Source organism: Rhodoluna miladensis (SeqCode) (genome assembly GCF_965234705.1).
GTDB lineage: Bacteria > Actinomycetota > Actinomycetes > Actinomycetales > Microbacteriaceae > Rhodoluna > Rhodoluna miladensis.
The window spans coordinates 411,787-431,236 of the sequence record NZ_OZ248465.1 but is presented as its reverse complement, the minus strand read 5'-3'; the positions used below and the strand labels follow the sequence as shown (position 1 = coordinate 431,236).

General features: G+C 50.9%; 22 protein-coding genes and 2 tRNA genes. 8 read left to right on the top strand and 16 right to left on the bottom strand.

Features of this window, described 5'->3' with window-relative positions:
• Positions 1–31: 31 nt before the first annotated feature.
• Positions 32–1,414: an aminopeptidase P family protein gene (locus tag AC8GDC_RS02165; RefSeq protein ID WP_506558251.1), complete on the top strand. Its 1,383-nt coding sequence runs from the start codon at positions 32–34 to the stop codon at positions 1,412–1,414.
• Here the strand turns inward: AC8GDC_RS02165 and AC8GDC_RS02160 are convergent.
• A complete protein-coding gene (locus tag AC8GDC_RS02160; protein ID WP_506558250.1) occupies positions 1,407–1,907 on the bottom strand; it encodes a YflT domain-containing protein in 501 nt (166 codons plus the stop codon). The two genes, AC8GDC_RS02165 and AC8GDC_RS02160, sit on opposite strands and share 8 nt — an antisense overlap.
• Positions 1,908–1,951: 44 nt before the next feature.
• On the opposite strand from AC8GDC_RS02160, the gene AC8GDC_RS02155 reads away from it, so the two are divergent.
• The gene (locus AC8GDC_RS02155) at positions 1,952–3,061 is read left to right on the top strand and encodes an Mrp/NBP35 family ATP-binding protein (protein WP_506558249.1); all 1,110 of its coding nucleotides are present in this window, start codon (positions 1,952–1,954) and stop codon (positions 3,059–3,061) included.
• A gap of 24 nt (positions 3,062–3,085) precedes the next feature.
• Complete coding sequence (locus AC8GDC_RS02150; RefSeq protein WP_506558248.1) at positions 3,086–4,606, top strand: succinic semialdehyde dehydrogenase; 1,521 nt, start codon at positions 3,086–3,088, stop codon at positions 4,604–4,606.
• Here AC8GDC_RS02150 and AC8GDC_RS02145 read toward each other — a convergent pair.
• The gene (locus AC8GDC_RS02145) at positions 4,603–4,947 is read right to left on the bottom strand and encodes a twin-arginine translocase TatA/TatE family subunit (RefSeq protein WP_506558247.1); all 345 of its coding nucleotides are present in this window, start codon (positions 4,945–4,947) and stop codon (positions 4,603–4,605) included. The genes AC8GDC_RS02150 and AC8GDC_RS02145 overlap by 4 nt on opposite strands.
• A gap of 79 nt (positions 4,948–5,026) precedes the next feature.
• On the opposite strand from AC8GDC_RS02145, the gene AC8GDC_RS02140 reads away from it, so the two are divergent.
• On the top strand, positions 5,027–5,668 hold the full coding sequence (locus AC8GDC_RS02140; RefSeq protein WP_506558246.1) for an O-methyltransferase: 642 nt from the start codon (positions 5,027–5,029) through the stop codon (positions 5,666–5,668).
• On the opposite strand, the gene AC8GDC_RS02135 is transcribed toward AC8GDC_RS02140, so the two are convergent.
• Both AC8GDC_RS02135 and dapE read right to left on the bottom strand, forming a co-directional pair.
• Positions 5,652–5,831 (bottom strand): DUF3117 domain-containing protein, encoded by a 180-nt coding sequence (locus tag AC8GDC_RS02135; RefSeq protein ID WP_506558245.1) that lies wholly within the window; start codon positions 5,829–5,831, stop codon positions 5,652–5,654. The two genes, AC8GDC_RS02140 and AC8GDC_RS02135, sit on opposite strands and share 17 nt — an antisense overlap.
• Positions 5,832–5,882: 51 nt before the next feature.
• Positions 5,883–6,959, bottom strand: coding sequence for a succinyl-diaminopimelate desuccinylase (gene dapE, locus AC8GDC_RS02130; RefSeq protein ID WP_506558244.1), 1,077 nt, complete (start codon positions 6,957–6,959; stop codon positions 5,883–5,885).
• Between the two features lie 39 nt (positions 6,960–6,998).
• Here dapE and dapD point away from each other — a divergent pair, with 39 nt between their 5' ends.
• Complete coding sequence (dapD, locus tag AC8GDC_RS02125) at positions 6,999–7,940, top strand: 2,3,4,5-tetrahydropyridine-2,6-dicarboxylate N-succinyltransferase (RefSeq protein ID WP_506558243.1); 942 nt, start codon at positions 6,999–7,001, stop codon at positions 7,938–7,940.
• Here dapD and AC8GDC_RS02120 read toward each other — a convergent pair.
• Both AC8GDC_RS02120 and AC8GDC_RS02115 read right to left on the bottom strand, forming a co-directional pair.
• Entirely contained in the window at positions 7,937–8,425 is a 489-nt protein-coding gene (locus AC8GDC_RS02120) for a hypothetical protein (protein WP_506558242.1), read from the bottom strand. The two genes, dapD and AC8GDC_RS02120, sit on opposite strands and share 4 nt — an antisense overlap.
• Complete coding sequence (locus tag AC8GDC_RS02115) at positions 8,422–9,411, bottom strand: thiamine-phosphate kinase (RefSeq protein WP_506558241.1); 990 nt, start codon at positions 9,409–9,411, stop codon at positions 8,422–8,424. The genes AC8GDC_RS02120 and AC8GDC_RS02115 overlap by 4 nt, the downstream gene beginning before the upstream one ends.
• A 24-nt stretch (positions 9,412–9,435) precedes the next feature.
• Here AC8GDC_RS02115 and AC8GDC_RS02110 point away from each other — a divergent pair, with 24 nt between their 5' ends.
• On the top strand, positions 9,436–9,894 hold the full coding sequence (locus AC8GDC_RS02110) for a DUF3515 domain-containing protein (RefSeq protein ID WP_506558240.1): 459 nt from the start codon (positions 9,436–9,438) through the stop codon (positions 9,892–9,894).
• On the opposite strand, the gene AC8GDC_RS02105 is transcribed toward AC8GDC_RS02110, so the two are convergent.
• The 5 genes from AC8GDC_RS02105 to leuC are packed head-to-tail and all read right to left on the bottom strand — an operon-like array spanning position 9,891 to position 15,118.
• Positions 9,891–10,973 carry a D-alanine--D-alanine ligase family protein gene (locus AC8GDC_RS02105; RefSeq protein ID WP_506558239.1) on the bottom strand — a complete coding sequence of 361 codons (1,083 nt, stop codon included), beginning with the start codon at positions 10,971–10,973 and terminating at the stop codon, positions 9,891–9,893. The genes AC8GDC_RS02110 and AC8GDC_RS02105 overlap by 4 nt on opposite strands.
• Positions 10,966–11,745, bottom strand: coding sequence for a lysophospholipid acyltransferase family protein (locus tag AC8GDC_RS02100; RefSeq protein WP_506558238.1), 780 nt, complete (start codon positions 11,743–11,745; stop codon positions 10,966–10,968). Before AC8GDC_RS02100 ends, AC8GDC_RS02105 begins: the two co-directional genes overlap by 8 nt.
• A gap of 29 nt (positions 11,746–11,774) precedes the next feature.
• Positions 11,775–13,088 carry a UDP-N-acetylglucosamine 1-carboxyvinyltransferase gene (gene murA / locus AC8GDC_RS02095; protein ID WP_506558237.1) on the bottom strand — a complete coding sequence of 438 codons (1,314 nt, stop codon included), beginning with the start codon at positions 13,086–13,088 and terminating at the stop codon, positions 11,775–11,777.
• Positions 13,088–13,690 (bottom strand): 3-isopropylmalate dehydratase small subunit, encoded by a 603-nt coding sequence (gene leuD, locus AC8GDC_RS02090; RefSeq protein ID WP_506558236.1) that lies wholly within the window; start codon positions 13,688–13,690, stop codon positions 13,088–13,090. The genes murA and leuD overlap by 1 nt, the downstream gene beginning before the upstream one ends.
• A complete protein-coding gene (gene leuC, locus AC8GDC_RS02085) occupies positions 13,691–15,118 on the bottom strand; it encodes a 3-isopropylmalate dehydratase large subunit (protein ID WP_506558235.1) in 1,428 nt (475 codons plus the stop codon).
• 65 nt (positions 15,119–15,183) lie between these two features.
• Between leuC and AC8GDC_RS02080 the strand changes: the two genes are divergently transcribed.
• Positions 15,184–16,458 carry an MFS transporter gene (locus AC8GDC_RS02080; protein ID WP_506558234.1) on the top strand — a complete coding sequence of 425 codons (1,275 nt, stop codon included), beginning with the start codon at positions 15,184–15,186 and terminating at the stop codon, positions 16,456–16,458.
• On the opposite strand, the gene AC8GDC_RS02075 is transcribed toward AC8GDC_RS02080, so the two are convergent.
• From AC8GDC_RS02075 to AC8GDC_RS02065, 3 genes are all read right to left on the bottom strand, one after another.
• Complete coding sequence (locus AC8GDC_RS02075) at positions 16,448–17,170, bottom strand: DNA alkylation repair protein (RefSeq protein WP_506558233.1); 723 nt, start codon at positions 17,168–17,170, stop codon at positions 16,448–16,450. The two genes, AC8GDC_RS02080 and AC8GDC_RS02075, sit on opposite strands and share 11 nt — an antisense overlap.
• Positions 17,171–17,243: 73 nt before the next feature.
• Positions 17,244–17,316 (bottom strand) — tRNA-Glu (locus AC8GDC_RS02070).
• Positions 17,317–17,364: 48 nt separating this feature from the next.
• A complete protein-coding gene (locus AC8GDC_RS02065; RefSeq protein WP_506558232.1) occupies positions 17,365–18,261 on the bottom strand; it encodes a diacylglycerol/lipid kinase family protein in 897 nt (298 codons plus the stop codon).
• Positions 18,262–18,314: 53 nt separating this feature from the next.
• Here AC8GDC_RS02065 and AC8GDC_RS02060 point away from each other — a divergent pair, with 53 nt between their 5' ends.
• Entirely contained in the window at positions 18,315–18,950 is a 636-nt protein-coding gene (locus tag AC8GDC_RS02060) for an MBL fold metallo-hydrolase (RefSeq protein ID WP_506558231.1), read from the top strand.
• Here AC8GDC_RS02060 and AC8GDC_RS02055 read toward each other — a convergent pair.
• Entirely contained in the window at positions 18,939–19,328 is a 390-nt protein-coding gene (locus tag AC8GDC_RS02055; RefSeq protein ID WP_506558230.1) for a hypothetical protein, read from the bottom strand. The two genes, AC8GDC_RS02060 and AC8GDC_RS02055, sit on opposite strands and share 12 nt — an antisense overlap.
• A 13-nt stretch (positions 19,329–19,341) precedes the next feature.
• Positions 19,342–19,413: transfer RNA gene (locus AC8GDC_RS02050), tRNA-Gln, on the bottom strand.
• Between the last annotated feature and the right edge of the window lie 37 nt (positions 19,414–19,450).

Genomic DNA, 19,450 nt, shown 5'->3' with positions numbered 1-19,450 from the left:
AATTCCCTGCGGGCAATGACACAATGGAGGGATGAATCAGGACGAAAATCCAGACAAGGGTGCAACTAGATCTCGCACTCCCCACAGCAAAGAGTTCCTTGACTACATCTCTAGTGGCTGGGCCGACAAAGCTGCGACTAACATCGCAACCGATAAAGTTGCCCCCTTTGCCAAGAAAAGAAGGCAAGCGGTAGCCAAAGCCTTCCCTGGCGAGCTTGTGGTTATTCAAGCAGGGGCTCCAAAGACCAGATCTAACGACACTGAGTATCGCTACCGCCCACACGCAGCCTTTGCGCATCTCACCGGTTGGGGCTCCAGGACAGTTGCCGACTCGGTTCTTGTCATCGACACAAAGCAAAACAAAGACATCCTTTTTCTTCGGCCCACCGCTGGCAAAGACTCCGATGAGTTTTTTGCTAACTCCGCTATTGGTGAATTCTGGGTTGGAGCTAGACCAACCCTTGAAGAGATTGCAAGCCTGCTGGATATCGAAACGAAAGATTTAGCGGAACTCGACAAATACCTTGAAGGCACAGACAAATTAGATCTTGAAAACCAAGAGCTAGCGCAGTTTGTCTCTGAGCTTCGTCTTGTAAAAGACTCTTACGAGATTGAACAAATGCGTATTGCCGTAGCTGCAAGCGTTTCAGGTTTTGAAGATATTGTGCGGGTGCTAACGAAATCTGTAGGAATTCCTAAAGGCGAGCGAGTAATCGAAACTGCCTTTTTTGCTAGGGCTAGACAAGAAGGTAACGATTTGGGCTACGACACCATTGCTGCCGCTGGTAAAAATGCCTGCGTGCTGCATTGGATTTCTAACGACGGAGAAGTAAAGCCAAATGAGCTAGTGCTAGTTGATGCAGGTGTGGAAGTTGATTCGCTATACACGGCGGACATTACAAGAACTTTGCCAGTGTCTGGCAAATTCACCTCAGCACAAAGAGAGATTTACCTGGCTGTTCTAGAGGCGGCCGATGCAGCGTTTGCTATTGCCAAGCCTGGTATCAAGTTCCGCGAGATCCACGCTGCAGCCATGAAGGTTATTGCTCAGAAAACATCTGCTTGGGGAATTCTTCCTGTAAGCGCTGAAGAATCGCTAGATGAGAACAAGCAGTTTCACCGCAGGTGGATGGTGCACGGCACCAGCCACCACCTAGGTATCGATGTGCACGACTGCGCTCAGGCCAGAAAAGAAATGTACCTAGACGCGGAGCTAAAAGAAGGCATGGTTTTCACAATTGAACCTGGGCTTTATTTCCACGAAGACGATCTGCTCGCGCCAAAGGAATTTCGAGGCATCGGAATCCGCATTGAAGACGATGTACTTGTCACCGCTAGCGGAGTTGAGAACTTATCGCGCGCTTTGCCTAGAGATCCGGACGAGATCGAAGCCTGGATGGCAAAATTCAGCTAGATTTTTTAGCTGGCTTGGCAGGCTTTGCTGCCGCAACTGCCTTTTTGGCAAGCTGAAGTTGCTCTCTGGGAACGACAACCTCATATTTTTTGGCAACCACCATTTGACCTGAGATAAAGCCACGACGGTTTTTCGTCACGCTAAATCGAATGACATTCAGAAGCATCCCAATTCCAGCTCCAATAACAACACCGGCTGCAACGTTATTCAGTAGCAAGGCTTCTGCTCCGGTGCCGGTTGCGCCAAACACTAGTCCAAAGAACATTCCTAGCCACGACCCAGTTAGTGCTCCGGAAAGTGCGACGCGACCGTAGCCGAGTTTTCCCTTGATGGATTCAACGCTCTTTAGATCGGTTCCGATGATTGAAACGAGCCTTGCTGGAAAATCATGTTCGATCATGGACTCAACGTATGAAACGGCAAGCTTGTAATCGGCGAAGGTTGCTAAGGTTTGACCCTCTGGGATGCTGGCACCGTTTTGCTTTGGACTCATATCTCTCATTCTCTCACGAAAGCGCCAACCCTTAGAGTTAAGGGGTGCAAGAAGCCATCCTCGAAGCCCTGTCAAAGGTAATCGACCCTGAGCTACGCATTCCCCTCACCGAATTGGATATGGTCGGGGCAATCTCGATCAGCCCAGATGGCATCGCAGATGTTGAGATCAAACTAACCATCACTGGCTGCCCAGCGGCACGAAGAATCGAATCAGAGTCTAAGCAGGCAATCGAAAAAGTCGCTGGAATTGCTTCAGTAAATATCACCCTAAGCGTCATGACCGCCGCTGAGCGCGATGCCCTCAAAGCCAAGCTTCGCGGAGGAAAGCCCCTCAAGCACAATCCATTCGATAAAGACACACTCACAAACATCTTTCTAATTGGCTCCGGCAAAGGCGGTGTTGGAAAATCCACCATCACCGCTAACCTCGCAGTTTCTTTGGCAGCTCAAGGTCTTCGCGTTGGACTAATTGACGCCGACATCTATGGCTTCTCAATTCCCAGTCAGCTCGGCATCACCGACAAACCCACCAGAGTAGACGAGCTGATCTTGCCTCCTGTTGCCCACGGTGTGAAGGTGATTTCGATTGGGATGTTTATAGAAGGTAATACTCCAGTTGCTTGGCGTGGACCCATGCTGCACCGTGCCATCGAGCAATTCTTATCCGATGTCTTCTGGGCGGATCTAGATATCCTGCTGGTGGACCTTCCTCCCGGAACAGGGGATATCGCAATCACACTCGGCCAGCTCCTTCCAACCGCAAAAACGATTGTTGTGACCACCCCACAGATTTCAGCCAGCGAGGTTGCCGAACGAAGTGGTGCAGTGGGTCTTCAAACCGGGCAAGCCATTTTCGGTGTAATTGAAAACATGAGCTATCTGGAAACCGGTGGCAACCGCATGGAACTCTTTGGTTCCGGTGGTGGGGAACTTGTTGCGAAGCACCTATCCGAACTATCGGGCACCACAGTTCCCCTCTTGGGTCAGATTCCAATTTCGGTTCCGCTTCGAGAAGGCTCGGATTCTGGTAATCCCCTACTTGGCCAAACGAGCAACGACTTAGCTGCCAAAGCCATTGAGCAAATCGCCCAAATCATCGCTGGTTCCGGGCGAAACCTAGCTGGCAGAAGGCTTCCACTTTCAACAAGCTAGCAATTGCTTCGTAGACTTATCTGCATGAGCGAATACAGCATCCCGACCCTTTTGGCCCACCTACCGGAATCTTTAGATCAGATGACGATTGTGAATCCGTCCACGGGCAAAAAAATCTATGACTTACCGCAGCTAAGTGTTGCCCAGGTAGCAAAGGCTGTTGCCGACGCGAGATTAGCTCAGCCGGCTTGGGCCAAAACTTCCGTCAAGGAAAGATCTCAGGCGCTGTTTCGCCTGCACGATCTGATCTTGAAAAATCAAGACAACCTTATGGATTTGCTTCAGCTCGAAACCGGCAAGGCACGCTCGCACGCCTTTGAAGAAATTGCTGGTTCTTTGGGCTCGGCTAGGTATTTCGCCAAGATTGCGCCTAAGACTCTAAAGACCCAAAAGACCATCTCGGGTGTCCCGCTTTTGACTCAGTCCTACGTTATGTATGCACCGGTTGGAGTAGTTGGAGTTATCACTCCTTGGAACTACCCACTTGCTCTACAGATGCTTGATGTGTTGCCAGCCATTGTTGCCGGAAACACAGTTATTCAAAAGGCTGACAACCAAACAGCACTAGTTTCTCTCTACGCTCGCAAACTTGCCGTAGAAGCAGGCATTCCTGAATCGGTTTGGACCATTCTGGTTGGCGATGGCGCAACAGTTGGAAATGCCATCACCGACTCAGTTGACTTTGTTGCCTTTACGGGTTCAACCAACACCGGTCGCCTAGTTGCCGAGCGTGCTTCCAAGAGATTGATTGGATACTCCCTCGAACTTGGAGGAAAGAACCCGATGATTGTTTTGCCAGGAGCAAAAGTTGGCGATGCAGCCGAAAAGGCAATGGGGGCAGCTTTTGGAAACTCCGGGCAGCTTTGCGTTGCAGTTGAGCGCGTCTATGTTCCAAACATCATGAAGGCCGCCTTCGAGAAGGAACTCGCGGAGCGAGTGACCTCAATGGCAATTGGCAAAAGTGGCGATTTCTCGATGGACATGGGAACCCTAACCGGAATCAACCAGCTAAATCGTGTTCAGGATTTTGTCTCTGACGCCGTAGGTAAAGGTGCCAAAGTTCTAGCCGGCGCGAAAGCACTTCCTGAATTTGGACCTTACTACTACGCACCAACGGTATTGACTGACATCACCGACGAAATGAGACTTGCTCGCCAAGAAGTATTTGGTCCGCTAATTGCGGTGATTGGCTATGACAACATCGATCAGGCAGTTGAGCTTGCTAACGACACCGAATACGGACTAAACGCCTCGGTGGTTGGGCCGACAAAGTTGGCCAAGGAAGTTGCTGGCAGAATCATGGCCGGATCTGTGAATGTGAACGAAGGCTTTAGGGCCTCGATGGCTTCTCTTGATTCCCCAATGGGTGGAATGAAGCAGTCAGGTGTTGGAAGACGAAACGGCAAGTTCGGAATCTTGCGCTTTACCGAGGCTAGAACCGTTGGAGTTTCAACTGGATTTTTGAAGTTCCCATCTCGGGCTAAGCAATACAACGCCATGGCGCCGATGATGAACGCCCTAGCAAAGGTTATGAAAAAGCTCTAGGTCGCTTCCGAATCAAATGGCGCTACTTCTCCCTTGGCAAGTCTTGGCTGAACCTGAGTCACCGGTCTAGTTAGAGCTGCAACCGGGTTTACTGGTTCAGTTTCAGCTAGTGCCTCACGGATGATTCTTCTCGGGTCATACTGACGAGGATCAAGTTGTTTCCAATTCACTTCTTCGCCGATTTCAGTTTGCAACTGACCTTTGGCACCTTCGGCCATGCGCTTTAGAGACTTCACGAATTTTGCCAATTGCGCGGCGTAGTGCGGGAGCTTGTCTGGGCCCAGCACAAATACCGCTATCAACCCGAGGATTAATAGCTTTTCGCCTGAGATTCCGAACACCTCAACAGGTTACCTCTAAAGCTGCGGGGATTTTAGCCCGCTGGACAATAGGCTTTGTGCTTGAGGAGAGAACTAACCAATGGTTGACAAGATATCGAGCTGGAAATACACCGAAGACTTTGTTTCGGAGTCGCCAGCCATTATCGAGGCAAGAGCCCGTGCCGAAGAACTCGGCATTGAATGCATTACTCCAAGTGCCGGCGCTCACCTAGCCGTTTTAGCCTCCGCCCTGGGAGCCAAAGCCATCGTCGAAGCTGGAACCGGAGCTGGAGTCTCGGCTTTGTGGATGCTCTCGGCTTCGGAAGATTCAGTTATTGCCACTATCGACTCCCAGCCGGAATTTCAGGTCGCTGCCAAGCTTGCCTTCAAAGACGCCAAGATCGCTCCGGGAAGAACCAGAGTGATTTCAGGAATGGCTACCGAGGTTATGTCCAACATGGCCGATGCCGCCTACGACTTAGCTTTGCTAGATGCTGACCGCTCCGACTTGGAAGCGCAACTGAGCCAAGCATCGAGACTGCTTAGACCAGGCGGGGTGGTTGTTATCGCCCACGCTCTGTGGAGAGATCGGGTACCAGATCCAGCTATGCGCGACGATGCCACGGTAATCTACCGCGATGTTTTGAGGTTCTTTTCTACCCAGCAGGATTTTGTCTCTGCTTTGTCTCCAGTTGGAGATGGCTTGCTGATTGCCAGCAAGCGAGTTACTTCTTCTTCTTGACGACGCCTTCTAGAACTGAATGCAAGTTCTTTGCTTCTTCTTCGTTGACTGAAACCACAAGACGGCCTCCGCCTTCCAATGGAACGCGCAAGATAATCAAGCCGCGTGGCTCTCGTTCTGCTTCCATTGGGCCATCACCAGTGCGTGGCTTCATCGCTGCCATAAAAAGTACTCCTTGGATTGCTGGGACTATTTCTCCCGAACCCCAAGTTTATCAAAGATTTGGAGCTAGAAAATTTCGTAATCCCGCTTCACAGGCGTAGATCTGGCTAGCTGGCACGTTTTCGTCATCCGCGTGGGCCTTGTTAGGGTCTCCAGGGCCATAATTCACAGCTGGAATGCCCATTTCACTAAATCTGGCAACATCGGTCCAGCCGTACTTTGGATTGACATTTGCTTTGACTGCCGCGACAAATGCCTCGGCTTCAGGTGAATTCATGCCCGGTCTTGCCCCAGAGGCACTATCAACAACAGTGAATTGGTTATCTGGAAACAAAGTTCGCAAATACTCAGTGGCAGCTTCAACACTTCTGGAAGGAGCAAATCGGTAGTTCAAGGTCACGGTGGCCGAATCTGGAATTACATTGCTGGCGATTCCACCGGATACCAAAACCGCGTTCAGGCTCTCTCTAAACACCATTCCGTCCACTTCGATTTCTTCTGGGGTGTAGGCATTCACCACGTTTAACACTCCGCCTAATTTGTGGATGGCGTTAGATCCCATCCAGGGCCTTGCCGAGTGGGCCTTGATGCCCGAAAGCTCAAGCTCAATCCGCATGGTGCCATTGCAGCCACCCTCGATGGTGGCAGCAGTTGGTTCGCACAAAATAGCAAAATTGCCCTTGATTAGCTCAGGATGGTTTCGAACCAGCCGGCCAAGACCGTTTTTGGAAGCTTCGATTTCTTCCTGGTCGTAGAACACCCAAACCACGTCAAAGACAGGTTCGGTAATCTCGGCCGCAAGCTTTAGCATTACGGCTACTCCGGCTTTCATATCCACGCTGCCGCGACCCCAGATGACCTGCTCGCGCTCAAAGCTCATTAGCTTTGATGGCAAGTTATCAGCTACCGGTACGGTGTCGATGTGACCGGCGATGACAACTTGTTTAGATCGACCAAGGCTAGTTTTGGCAACGATTGCATTGCCATCGCGGGTCAAGCTCAAGTGAGCTAGGGGCTTGAGTGCCTGCTCGATTGCATCGGCAATCTCGGCTTCATTTCCTGAAACACTCTGAATATCGACCAGCTGACGCGTCAGTTCCGCCACATCACCCAAGAGATTTAGTTTCATACTCGCCACAGCCAAGAGCCTAGCTTGTAATCTTGAGAGATGACTCAAACAACACTTGCCTGGGGCCACGGGCTAGCAACTTCCGACACTAGAGGCAATGTTCTAGATGTCTGGTTCCGCGAGCCAAAGCTTGGCCCTGCTCCGGTCACCGACGAGCTCTGGGTTGTGCCAAGAGAACTCGATGCTCTTGTTGGGGAAGATAAGCGAAGGCTTGTAAACACTCATGTGGTTCGAACCGAATCAGATCTGACCCAGCCGGTATCGTCCGTCGAGGATGCTTATCTTCGGCTGCACCTTTTATCTCACCTGCTGGTTGCCCCAAACAGCATCAACCTCGAAGGTCTGATTGGCCAGTTGCCAATTGTTGCCTTTAGCTCAATTGGCGCTATCGCCCTAGAAGATCTCGATCAACTAAGACCTCAGCTAATAAAAGCCGGTGTAGTTATCCACGCAGTGGATAAGTTCCCAAGAATGCTCGACTACGTAACCCCAGCCAAAGTTCGAATCGCCGATGCCTCAAGGGTTCGACTAGGTGCTCACCTCTCCCCTGGAACCACAATCATGCACGAGGGCTTTGTGAACTTCAATGCTGGAACCTTAGGTGCATCAATGGTTGAAGGAAGAATTTCTCAGGGAGTAGTTGTCGGCGATGGCGCAGACATCGGCGGCGGAGCTTCGATTATGGGAACACTTTCTGGTGGCGGAAAAGAAAAGATCACCATCGGTAAGCGTGCACTACTTGGTGCAAACTCTGGAATCGGCATCTCCATCGGAGATGACAGCGTTGTTGAGGCTGGGCTCTATGTCACCGCAGGAACCAAGTTGACCCTTATTAGCGATGAAGGCGAGAAGTCTTTGAAGGCAATCGAACTTTCAGGGGTTCCGAACTTGCTGTTTAGAAGAAACTCTCTAACTGGACGAGTTGAGGCACTTTCTCGCTCGGGTGCTGGAGTAATCCTGAATAAGGATCTGCACCCCTAGTAGTTGCCGAATTCTTTCCTAGCGAATTCGATGAAGTGTGGGTTGTGAAGCGGGGAACCCTTTTTGCGCTCTGATCGAATCAAATCAACTGCCTCATCGGTTTGGATTCCGTGCTTCTGCAAAATCAACAAGGTGATCAAACCAGAGCGATTCTCCCCCGCTGCGCAGCGAACCAACAACTTGGACCCCGACTGCCACTTTTGGTATCCCCAAATCGCTAGATCCAAAATCCGCTGACGATAATCTTCGCGCACACCTTCCGCTAAATCATCCGGAAAACCAAAGCGCAGCTCCTCAACTCCGTAGCCAGCTGGAAACGCCTTGGGAAACAAAGTGATGATGGCATCAAAAGGACGCGGGTCGTGATCGAACCCGCGCATCTTGTATTGCCTAGCTTCATCATCAACCCGAGTATCAAAGGGGGATCCACCCATGAACAAACCAGGCAGTATCTCGTGAGAGTCGTCGTAAGGAGTTGGCGTCATCGCCTTGCTCCGCCTGTTCCAGTGATTGAGTCCCAGCCGGTATCTGCTACCGGCTTTCCATCAAGTAAGACATCATGGTCGGATTTAGCAACCACCTTTCCAATCACCTTGAAGGAAATGGGCAAAGTGGCAGAAGCAGGGAAGGTTGCAAGCAAGCTGTGATCTTCGCCGCCCTGCAGCACCCAACCCAGGGTCTGCACTCCAAGGCTCTGGGCTGGAAGATCAAGCATGGCTTCATAGCCTGACAGTAGCGAGCGATCAATTTCTATGCTCACATTCGAAGCCTTTGAGATCCGACCAAGATCTTTTATCAGTCCATCGGAAACATCTAGCATCGCGGTTGCTCCAGCAAGATTTGCTGCAACTCCCTGGCTAATTGGTGGTTCAGGTCTTAACTGTGCGCCAACCCAGTCATCGTAGGAGCGAATCAAATCTTGCTGGCCTGATTCCAAAAGTGTCAATCCGCAGGCAGCTTTTCCAAGCGGGCCACAAACTGCCACCACATCGCCCACCGTGGCACCGGATCGAAGCACTGGCTTTTGTCCATCTAGCTTTCCGTGAACTGTGACCGAAATCACAATTTGTTCACCGGAGGCTAAGTCTCCGCCAACAACTGCAGACCCTGGGCTTAGCTGATCGCAGGCAGCCTGCAGGCCATCGGCAAAAGATTCAAGCCAAGAAATCTTGGTGGTTTTTGGAACCACCATTGCCACAACCAGCACCGTAGGGGTTGCTCCCATGGCGGCGATGTCAGCGAGATTAGATGCAACGGATTTGAAACCTAGATCAAATCCAGTTGACCACTCGAGCTTGAAGTCGTGGTTTTCAACCAGAGTGTCTGTCGAAACAAGAAAATTGTCGGTAGCGGTAACTACCGCTGCATCATCGCCTGAACCTACGATGGCGTGCTCGCCTGGCTTTAGCCTTGCGACGGTGCGCCTAAGGCTCTCTATTTCGCCTAGCTCGGCAAGACTTAGATCATCCACAAATCAAAGGTAGCCTTATTTCAGATGAGAAAAAGACACCTTCAACTTGGCGCTATGGCTTTTGCCCTGGTTTTTCTAACCGGCTGCGCCCCCATGGTCACACTAGAACCTGCCGAAGATGCCAATAACGCGGAATGTGCGGAAGTTATTGTTCGCCTGCCCGATGAGCTGGCAGGAGAGCAAAAGCGTCGCGTAAACGCCCAGTCCACGGCAGCCTGGGGTGAGCCAGTCTCCGTGATCTTGCGCTGCGGCCTAGAGCCGGTTGAAGTCTCTGCCCTTCCTTGCGTTAGCGCGGGAGATATTGACTGGCTGGTGGATGATGCCAACGCTCCAAGTTTTCGCTTTATTAGCTACGCGAGATTCCCAGCCACCGAGGTAATCATTGACTCCACTAAGTTAGCTGGAGTGACGGTACTTGAGCAGCTGAGCTCAACAATTGGCATACTGCCGGCAACTAAGCGCTGCACGGAAATAACGAACTAGTTCTCTAGCGCCAGTTCAATAAGTTCTGAAACCAGCTCAGTAAAACTGACGCCTGATTCGCCAAAGCAACGCGGGAACATCGAAATCGAAGTAAAGCCAGGCATGGTGTTGATTTCGTTCAACATAAAGCCATCCTTGGTCAAAAAGAAGTCAACGCGGGCAAGACCCTCGCAGCCGAGTGCGCGGAAGGCTTTTTTAGCCAGCTGCTGCATTTGCTTTAGCTCTTGATCTGAAATTTCTGCAGGGCAGGTGAGCTTGGCGGCATCCGAATCGACATACTTAGCCTCGAAGTCGTAGAACTCTCGTCCAGTGACAACAATTTCGCCAGCTACTGAAACCCGTTCTGGTTCGTCGCCCTTTCCTTCAAGCACAGCACATTCAATTTCGCGTCCAACCACTCCAACTTCAACAATTACTTTGTCGTCGTGGGTCAGCGCTTCGGCCACAGCATCAGCCAACTTATCTGCGCTTTTTACTTTTGTAATTCCAACTGATGAACCAGCCCGGGCAGGCTTTACAAAAACCGGAAGCTTTAGCTCGGAGAGCTTCTCCAGTGCGGACTCTGGATCATTGACCATTTGCTTTGCAGTGACAACCTTGAAATCAGGGGTAGGAATGCCGGCAGCTTTGAAAAGGGTCTTGCTGAACTCTTTGTCCATCGCGACGCTGGAAGCTAGTACGCCATTTCCAACATAAGGAATTCCAGCTAGTTCTAGATAGCCCTGGATGGTGCCATCTTCACCGAACCGACCGTGCAGCACCGGAAACACAACGTCAATTACTCCAAGGCTGGATTGTTTGCCCGCTTTATCGACTCCAAAGATTTCCCTTGAGCCATCCAGGGCAAATCGAATTGTTTCGCCCTTTGAAGCTACGGTCTTGAGGCCCTCAGATAGGGCAAGTTTTTTAGGATCAACTTCGTAAGGAACGAATTCGCCCTCTTTGGTTATGCCAACCGGAATTACCTCGTACTTTGAAGAATCAATTGCCCCAATAACTCCCCCGGCGGATGCAACCGAGATTGAGTGCTCGTTTGATTTGCCACCGAACAAAACTGCAACGCGAATCTTCTTAGGCATCGCCGCCCCCACTTACCTGAGCCTTCTTTATGAAGTTTCCTGTGGTGGCTTGACCGGCAGCAACTGGATCCCAGCGGCGATCAGGTGCCTTCTCGCCTCTTAGCTGCTCAACCAACTTGGTGATAGCCGACATGACAACTTCGGTTGCTTCGAGAACTTCAGCAGGAGTTGGATTCGGCTTCCTGAATCTTGCAAGATCAATTTCATCGCCCACCAGCACAGTGACTTTTTTCCAGAAACCTGGACGGAACTTGCTCGAATAGCGTGCCAGGATCTTTTCGCTGCCCCACTGACCGACCGGATAAACCGGAACTCCGCTATCCAGGGCAAGCCTGATAGCGCCAGTTTTTCCACGCATCGGCCAAGAATCTGGATCGCGAGTTAGGGTTCCTTCCGGAAACACGCAGACAGAGTGACCGGCTTTTAGGTAAGCGTGTGCGGCTCTTAGGGAATCGTCGTTTCGCTGTCCGCCGGTTCTAAAAACCGGAATCTGACCAGCGGCCAACAAGATCTTGCCAACCAGTGGAATGCTAAAGAGTCTTTCCTTAGTCAAAAAGTGTGGGGCACGCTTGGTCTTGATGTAGATAAAGTACGCAACCGCTAGAGCGTCGATGTTGGTGGCGTGATTCGGGGCCAATATGTAAGTGCCGGATTTTGGAAGCTTGTCGAGGTTTATAACTTCAACCTTGAACATCATGCGAGCTATTGGGGCCAAAATCCCAGCAACAATTCGAACCGCCAGTGTCATCTCGTTAGAGGTGATCTTCGGCATTGGTACCACTTTAGGTTGTTTCGCCATTGCTACTCAGAATAACTAAAGTCGGCCCCAAGATTACCTAGCTTGTCCAAGAAGTGCTCATAGCCTCTGGAAATCAGCTGAACATTGCTCACGTTTGAAGTTCCTTTGGCAGCAAGGGCAGCAACCATGTGGCTGAAGCCACCGCGAAGATCTGGAACTTCGATGTCGGCTCCAGTCAAAGGTGTCGGTCCTGAGATAACCGCAGAGTGATAGAAGTTTCGCTGTCCAAAGCGGCAAGGGTTTCCACCCAAGCACTCACGGTAAATCTGGATTTGTGCACCCATCTTGACCAGTGCATCAGTGAAACCAAAACGGTTTTCGTAAACAGTCTCGTGAACAATCGATAGACCCTTGGCCTGGGTAAGGGCAACAACCAGTGGCTGCTGCCAGTCGGTCATAAATCCTGGGTGAACATCGGTTTCAATTACCACCGGGTGCAGATCAGCACCTGCTTGATAGAACCGAATGCCATCATCTTCGATGTCAAAGGCACCGCCAACTTTTCTAAACACGTTTAGGAAAGTTGTCATTTCAAGCTGCTTGGCTCCCCCAACAAAAATGTTTCCGCCGGTTGTTAGAGCAGCTGCTGCCCAAGAGGCAGCTTCGTTGCGATCAAAGAGTGCGCGGTGGGTGTAGCCATTTAGTGTTTCAACGCCTTCGATGCGAATCACTCGGTCAGTGTCAACGGAGATGATGGCACCCATCTTCTGCAAGATGGCAATTAGGTCCATGATCTCTGGCTCAATGGCGGCACCGGATAGCTCGGTGATTCCCTTGGCTCGAACTGAGGTTAGAAGTACCTGCTCTGTTGCTCCAACGCTCGGATAAGGAAGTGTGACTTTGGCTCCGTGCAGACCGTTAGGTGCACTCATCCTGGTTCCGTTTGGGCTCTTTTCAATAACGGCACCGAAGTTGCGAAGAACATCTAGGTGGAAATCAACTGGTCGATCTCCAATGTGGCAGCCGCCCAAATCAGGGATAAAGGCTTCGCCGAGCTGGTGAAGCAGCGGTCCGCAGAAAAGAATTGGAATTCTGGAAGATCCGGCATGGGCATCGATATCGACCATGCGAGCTTGCTTGACCCCACGAGGGTCAAGCTTCATTTCTCCGTTGTCGGCAAAATCAATGGTGACACCATGTAGCTCTAGAAGCCTTGAAACAACTTCTACGTCGCTGATCTTTGGAACATCCTTTAGTACCGAAGGAGTGTCTGCAAGTAGGGCAGCAACCATGGCTTTAGTAACTAGGTTTTTTGCACCCTTTAGATCAACGCGACCAGTTAGCGGCTTTCCGCCGTTGACTTTGATTTGACTCATTAGATTCCCTTAGCTGGAAGCGTCTGGGGTCTCCAAGACTCGCGGTTTGATTCGAAAGAGGTAATTGCAGGCTCATCTCTTAGGGTTAGTCCGATATCGTCCAACCCCTCCATCAAGCGCCACTTGGTATAGGCATCGATTTCAAAGCTGACAGTCATCTCACCCAAAGATAGTGTCTGGTTCGGCAAATCTACGGTTGCTTTGGTACCTGGGTTGGCATCAATCAATTCCCAAAGCGCCTTGGTCTCATCTTCGGTGATAACACCGGTGATAAAACCCTGCTTGCCGGAGTTGCCTCGGAAGATGTCAGCAAACTTCGCCGAGAACACAGCCTTGAATCCCCAATCGCGAAGTGCCCAAACGGCGTGCTCGCGAGAAGAGCCAGTTCCAAAATCAGGCCCGGCAATTAGTACTTCACCGTTAGCAAACACGGGCTGATTCAAGACAAAGTCAGGCTCTGCTTTCCAGGAAGCAAAAAGTGCATCTTCAAAACCAGTTTTTGTAATTCGCTTTAGATAAACCGCAGGAATGATCTGATCGGTGTCAACATTCGAGCGCTTTAGTGGAACGGCAACACCTGAAAACTTTTCAATCTTTTCCATCTAGCTCACCGACTCAAGATCAGATGGTGCCGATAGGGTTCCGCGAATTGCGGTGGCTGCGGCTACCAGTGGCGAAACAAGGTGAGTTCTGGCTCCCTTGCCCTGACGACCTTCAAAGTTTCGGTTCGAAGTCGATGCGGCTCGCTCGCCTGATGCAAGTTGGTCTGGGTTCATACCCAAACACATCGAACAGCCGGCAAAGCGCCACTCAGCACCGAACTCCTTGAAGATCTTGTCTAGACCTTCTTCTTCGGCTTGGATGCGAACTTTCTGAGAACCAGGAACAACCATCATGCGAACTCCGTCCGCTTTCTTTTGGCCCTTCACAATCGCAGCTGCTGCTCGAAGATCCTCAATTCTTGAATTGGTGCAGGATCCAAGAAATACCGTGTTGACGGCAATTTCCTTCATAGGAGTTCCGGCTTTTAGATCCATGTATTCCAGTGCGCGCTCGGCAGCAGCGCGCTCGTTTGGATCTTTCATATCCGCTGGGTTTGGAACAGAGTCAAAAAGCGAAACACCCTGGCCTGGGTTGGTTCCCCAAGTCACAAAAGGATCAAGTTTGTCTGCGTCGATGAACACTTCAGCATCAAACACTGCACCTTCATCGGTTGGAAGTGTTTTCCAGTAAGCAAGGGCTGCATCCCAGTCGGCACCCTCTGGTGCGTGTGGGCGACCCTTTAGGTACGCGTAGGTAATCTCATCGGGAGCAACCATTCCGGCACGAGCTCCCGCTTCGATGGACATGTTGCAGATGGTCATGCGACCTTCCATCGACAAAGACCTAATTGCACTGCCGCGGTATTCCAGAGCGTAACCCTGGCCGCCTCCGGTAGAGATCTTGGCGATAACGGCCAAGATGATGTCTTTAGCGGTGACTCCTGGACGCAGGGTTCCCTCAACGTTGATGGCCATGGTCTTGAAGGGCTTCAAAGGAAGAGTCTGGGTGGCAAGTACGTGCTCAACCTCGCTGGTTCCAATTCCCATAGCTAGAGCTCCGAAGGCTCCATGGGTAGAAGTATGTGAGTCGCCACACACCACAGTGATACCCGGCATGGTCAGTCCAAGCTGTGGACCAACCACGTGAACGATTCCTTGGTTTTTATCGCCCAGGGAGTGAAGGCGAATGCCAAATTCAGCGGCGTTTTTGCGAAGTGCTTCAATCTGGGTTCTTGAGGTCAGGTCAGCAATTGGCTTATCGATATCAACAGTAGGAGTGTTGTGATCTTCGGTAGCAATAGTTAGGTCGGGACGACGGACCTTGCGGCCAGCAAGGCGCAGACCATCAAAGGCCTGAGGGCTGGTGACTTCATGAACTAGATGAAGGTCGATATACAAAAGGTCGGGTGCGCCATCTTTACCCTCGGCAACCAAGTGGCTGGCCCAGAGCTTTTCCGCCAGAGTTAGTGGCTTTGATGGATTAGACATTAGCTTTTTTGACACCTCAAATTTGCTGAAATCCCAGTTTACCAATCGAGGGGTAGATTGGGCAGGTGAGTGAAAACGGCCTTGAATTCCTGCAGAAAAGAACCGTAAGGACCCTAGCCCTAGGCCAAATCCTCGGAGGCTTTGGCCTCGGATCTACTCTTTCCATCGGTGCCCTACTAGCCGCTGAGCTTTCTGGAACAGTTGCCTGGTCAGGAGCTGCCGCAACCTTCTCAACTCTTGGAACTGCCGTTTGGGCAATCCCGCTTGCCAGACTTGCCTTCGCAAAAGGAAGACGAGTTGCACTGGCTCTTGGTGCCGCTCTTGCAATTTCTGGAGCAACACTGGTTATAACTGCAGCATCAGTTAGATTCTTCCCACTTCTACTTCTTGCGCTTTTCATGCTCGGTGCCGGTTCGGCAGCTAGCTTGCAAGCTCGCTTTGCAGCAACCGATATTCCAACAAACAGAAAAGTCGGTAAGGATTTATCCCTTGTAGTTTGGGCAACCACCATCGGAGCGGTCACAGGACCTAACCTTTTTGGCCCCGGTGAAGTAGTTGGAAACTGGCTGGGACTTCCCGAGCTAACAGGACCATTTGTTTTCACTATCGCAGCTCAGCTTTTGGCAACAGCTGTTTTTTGGTTTGGGCTTCGCCCAGACCCATTATTGGTTGCCCAACAAATTGCAGCTGACAAGCTTCAAACCAAACCAAAGGTTTCCCTGCGGTCAGCTTTTAGCACCCTGAGGCAGTACCCGGTTGCCGCTTACGCCATAGTGTCAATTGCGCTATCTCACATGGTTATGGTTGCCGTGATGAGCATGACCCCGGTCCATGTCACAAGCCATGGAGGCTCGCTAGTTGTAGTCGGATTTGTAATCAGCCTTCACATCCTTGGAATGTATGCCTTTGCGCCGTTGTTTGGAATACTCAGCGACAAAATCGGCCCAGTCAAGACCATCTTGACTGGCCAGCTGATATTCGTAGCCGCACTTTTGATTGCAGGTCTGGGATCAGAAACCCACGAGACTGTGACACTAGGTCTATTCCTACTTGGCCTTGGCTGGTCGGCAGCCACGGTCTCAGGCTCGGCACTTCTAACAGTTAGCGTTCCAGCTGATCAAAAGACCAACGTTCAAGGTCTTAGCGACTCACTTATGAATCTCTCTGGTGCTTTTGGTGGAGCCATCGCAGGATCTTTGGTAGCGCTATTCATGTTCACCGGATTGAACCTAATCACCCTGGTTCCAGTGACAGCAATTATTGTGCTCTCGGTGCTGGTGAGAAACTACCGAAAGAGTCACCCTCCGGTTGGAATCCAAGACCTGCCACTTAGCTCTTAGCTTTTCCTAGCCACTTGGCTCGCTCGGTTTCGGTCATCTTCTCAATGGCGTAGCGAAGCATCACCCTCGGCATGATTGCCGCATGAGAATCTAAAAAGCTTCGAAGTAGCTTTAGATCTCTTTTCCCAACCTCTCGAAGCATCCAACCTGCTGCTTTGTGGATCAGATCGTGTGGGTGATCTAGAAACAGTTCTACCTGCTTGGTTGAGACTTTGAGCTGGCCTGCTCGGATGTGTGCCCAGGTGAACATGATGGAAGCTCGCTGCTCCCAAAGGTTCTTTGACTTAGCAAGCTTGGCAAGTAGCGCTGAAGCTCCCGCGTAGTCCAACAGGTATACACCAAGGTATGGAGCACTTACATCTACCAGATCCCAGTTGTTTACCCGGTTGGCTTTGAGTAGCTCTAGGTAGGTATCGAAAAGCTGTTTTTTAGTATCAGCTACCTTGGCTTTTTTGAACTGCAAGACAATGATCGCCAAGGCAATGAATCTCTCCTCGTGATACTTGGATGCAGCTAACTTCTTGATTTGATCAAGGGCCAGCCCTTGGTGCCTTTTTGCTACCTCGCGGATTGCTGGGACTTCAATTCCAAGGAATACATCACCGTAGCCGTATTCGCCTTTACCGGTTTTGAAAAACCAGGATCGTGACTGAGCAATTTCTTTGTTCGCAAGAGCCCGAAGTTCTGCCGAAACAATTGAAGCGGTGCTCATTCGAACCTCCTTGGCAGTTTCTCCAGTAAAGAGGAATTCGCTCCCGAGATTTATGGTCATCGAGAGCGAATAGTGACCCCAGCGGGATTCGAACCCGCGCCGCTGCCGTGAGAGGGCAGTGTCCTAGGCCGCTAAACGATGGGGCCGTATAGCAACCTTGCCATTATGCCACACCAACCAAAGACTAACTAGCCCTAGATTGCAGGGGCAATAATCGTTAGCGCTCCTGGAACAACTTCTGCCTCAAATGGTGCCTGGCCAACGTATTCACCGTCTGAGTAGATCGGCATACCGCTAGCTGTTATCGAAATCTTCGACGCTTTGAATATCTCAACATCTTTATCGGTGATGTGAGTTCCTTTGTAAACCCTCGGGAAAATCGTCACAAACTTCAATCTGCTCATCTTTTTCACGAGCAAAACATCAAGCTTTGCGTCGGTAACTGATGCACCAGGAACAACCAGCATTCCCCCACCGTAAATACCGGTGTTGCTAACCACACAAAGCATCGCTTCAAAATCTCGTGGAGTGCCATCAACCACGCTCTGGTACTTGATCGGCTTGAACTTAGCAAGCTCCAGCAGCATCGCCACGTAGTAGCGCATCGGACCCTTAGGCCAGCTAATGGCGTTAGCCCTGGCAGCAGCCAGGGCATCGAATCCAGCAGAAGCTGAACCAAGTGCCCAAGTCACTTTGCCACCATGGGAAACCTTGATGGCGTCGACTTTCTTTGGTGAGCTAAGACCTGCAAGAACTACGCGCACTGATTCGGCGGTATTGGTAAGTGGCATGCCAAACATCGCCGCTGCATCGTTGCCGGTGCCGGCAGGAATAATCGCCATCACGATGTTTTTTCCGGCGCAAAGGTTGGTTCCAAGATGGGCAATGCCATCTCCACCGACAACCACCAGAGCATCTATTGAGTTGGCTCCAATTGCCGCTTCAGCATTGGCTCTAGCTTCAAGTAGGTTGCCTCCGCTGAGGTTTACAACTGAGTGCTCACTTTGCGAAAACAAGGAAAGTACTTCCACACCAACTTGGGCACCACGATTGCCCCCGGCAACCGGGTTCACAACAAGTCCAATGCGCATTGCTAGACAATAGCATCGCAGCGGTGCTTTGGCCCAAAGCTAGACTCAAGAACATGAAGATCACTAAGCGCGGCCATGCCTGCCTCGAGCTAGAACACGATGGCAAAAAAGCCCTGATTGATCCTGGCTTTTATACCGAGGATGTTTCGGGGCTGAAGGGTGTAGTGGCGCTGGTTATCACGCACTCCCACGATGATCACTGCTCCGAAACCCAAGTGTCTGAGATTGTAAAGTCCAACCCCGGCATCAAAATCTTTGGAACCAGCGAGGTAGCTGCCAAGCTTTCAGGCTTTGATGTCACAACCGTTTATCACGGGGATTTCTATCTGGAGCAAGGCTTTAGCTTTGAGTTTTTTGGGGACATGCACCAGATCATTCACGAAAGCATCCCGCTGATTCAAAACACCGCCGTGTTGGTAAACAACCAGTTGTATTACCCGGGCGATAGCTACACCACACCCGAAGCGCCAGTTGAAATACTTGCCTGCCCGACCAGTGCTCCGTGGCTCAAAATCGGCGACGTTATGGATTTTGTTGCAGCTGTAAAGCCGAAGCAAAGCTTTGCAACGCATAACGCTCTGCTAAGTGATTTAGGCCATGATCTAAACAACGGAAGAGTAAAACTAGTGACCGAGCAATTCGGTGGGGAATTTACGTATCTAAAAGTCGGCGATTCCCTAGAGGCTTAAGGCCACTAGCAACGCAGCAATAAACATCAAAATCGTGGGAATTGCCCACACAGCCCGTTCCTTTTTAGAGCGAGTGATGTTGTTTGCAATGGCTGCGAGCCCGGTGAAGCCAACCAGAACCCAGTTCACGACATTGTTCCCGGCGGGATCAAGTAATGGTTCAAAAACTCCGAGCTGCGCTAGGTAGTGCCCTGTCTGGGCAAGCATGACGAAGGTCGAGACCACGGAATTGATCCGGAAGCCAACAGGAAGTTTTCCGACTCTTGCTCCCCCGTAGGCATACTCGCCCCAAGGCGCGCCTAAGGCAAGTGCGATTTGAAAGAGCGCAACTAGAGCAGTAGTTGCCACAAGAAAACCAGCAGCGATTGTGGTTAGCATTTTTCCTTTATTGCTGGGGTACCTGGACTCGAACCAAGAACAAATGAACCAGAATCATCCGTGTTGCCAATTACACCATACCCCAAGGGATTTTTACTGGGCCCTGGCCCAGCTTCCAATCC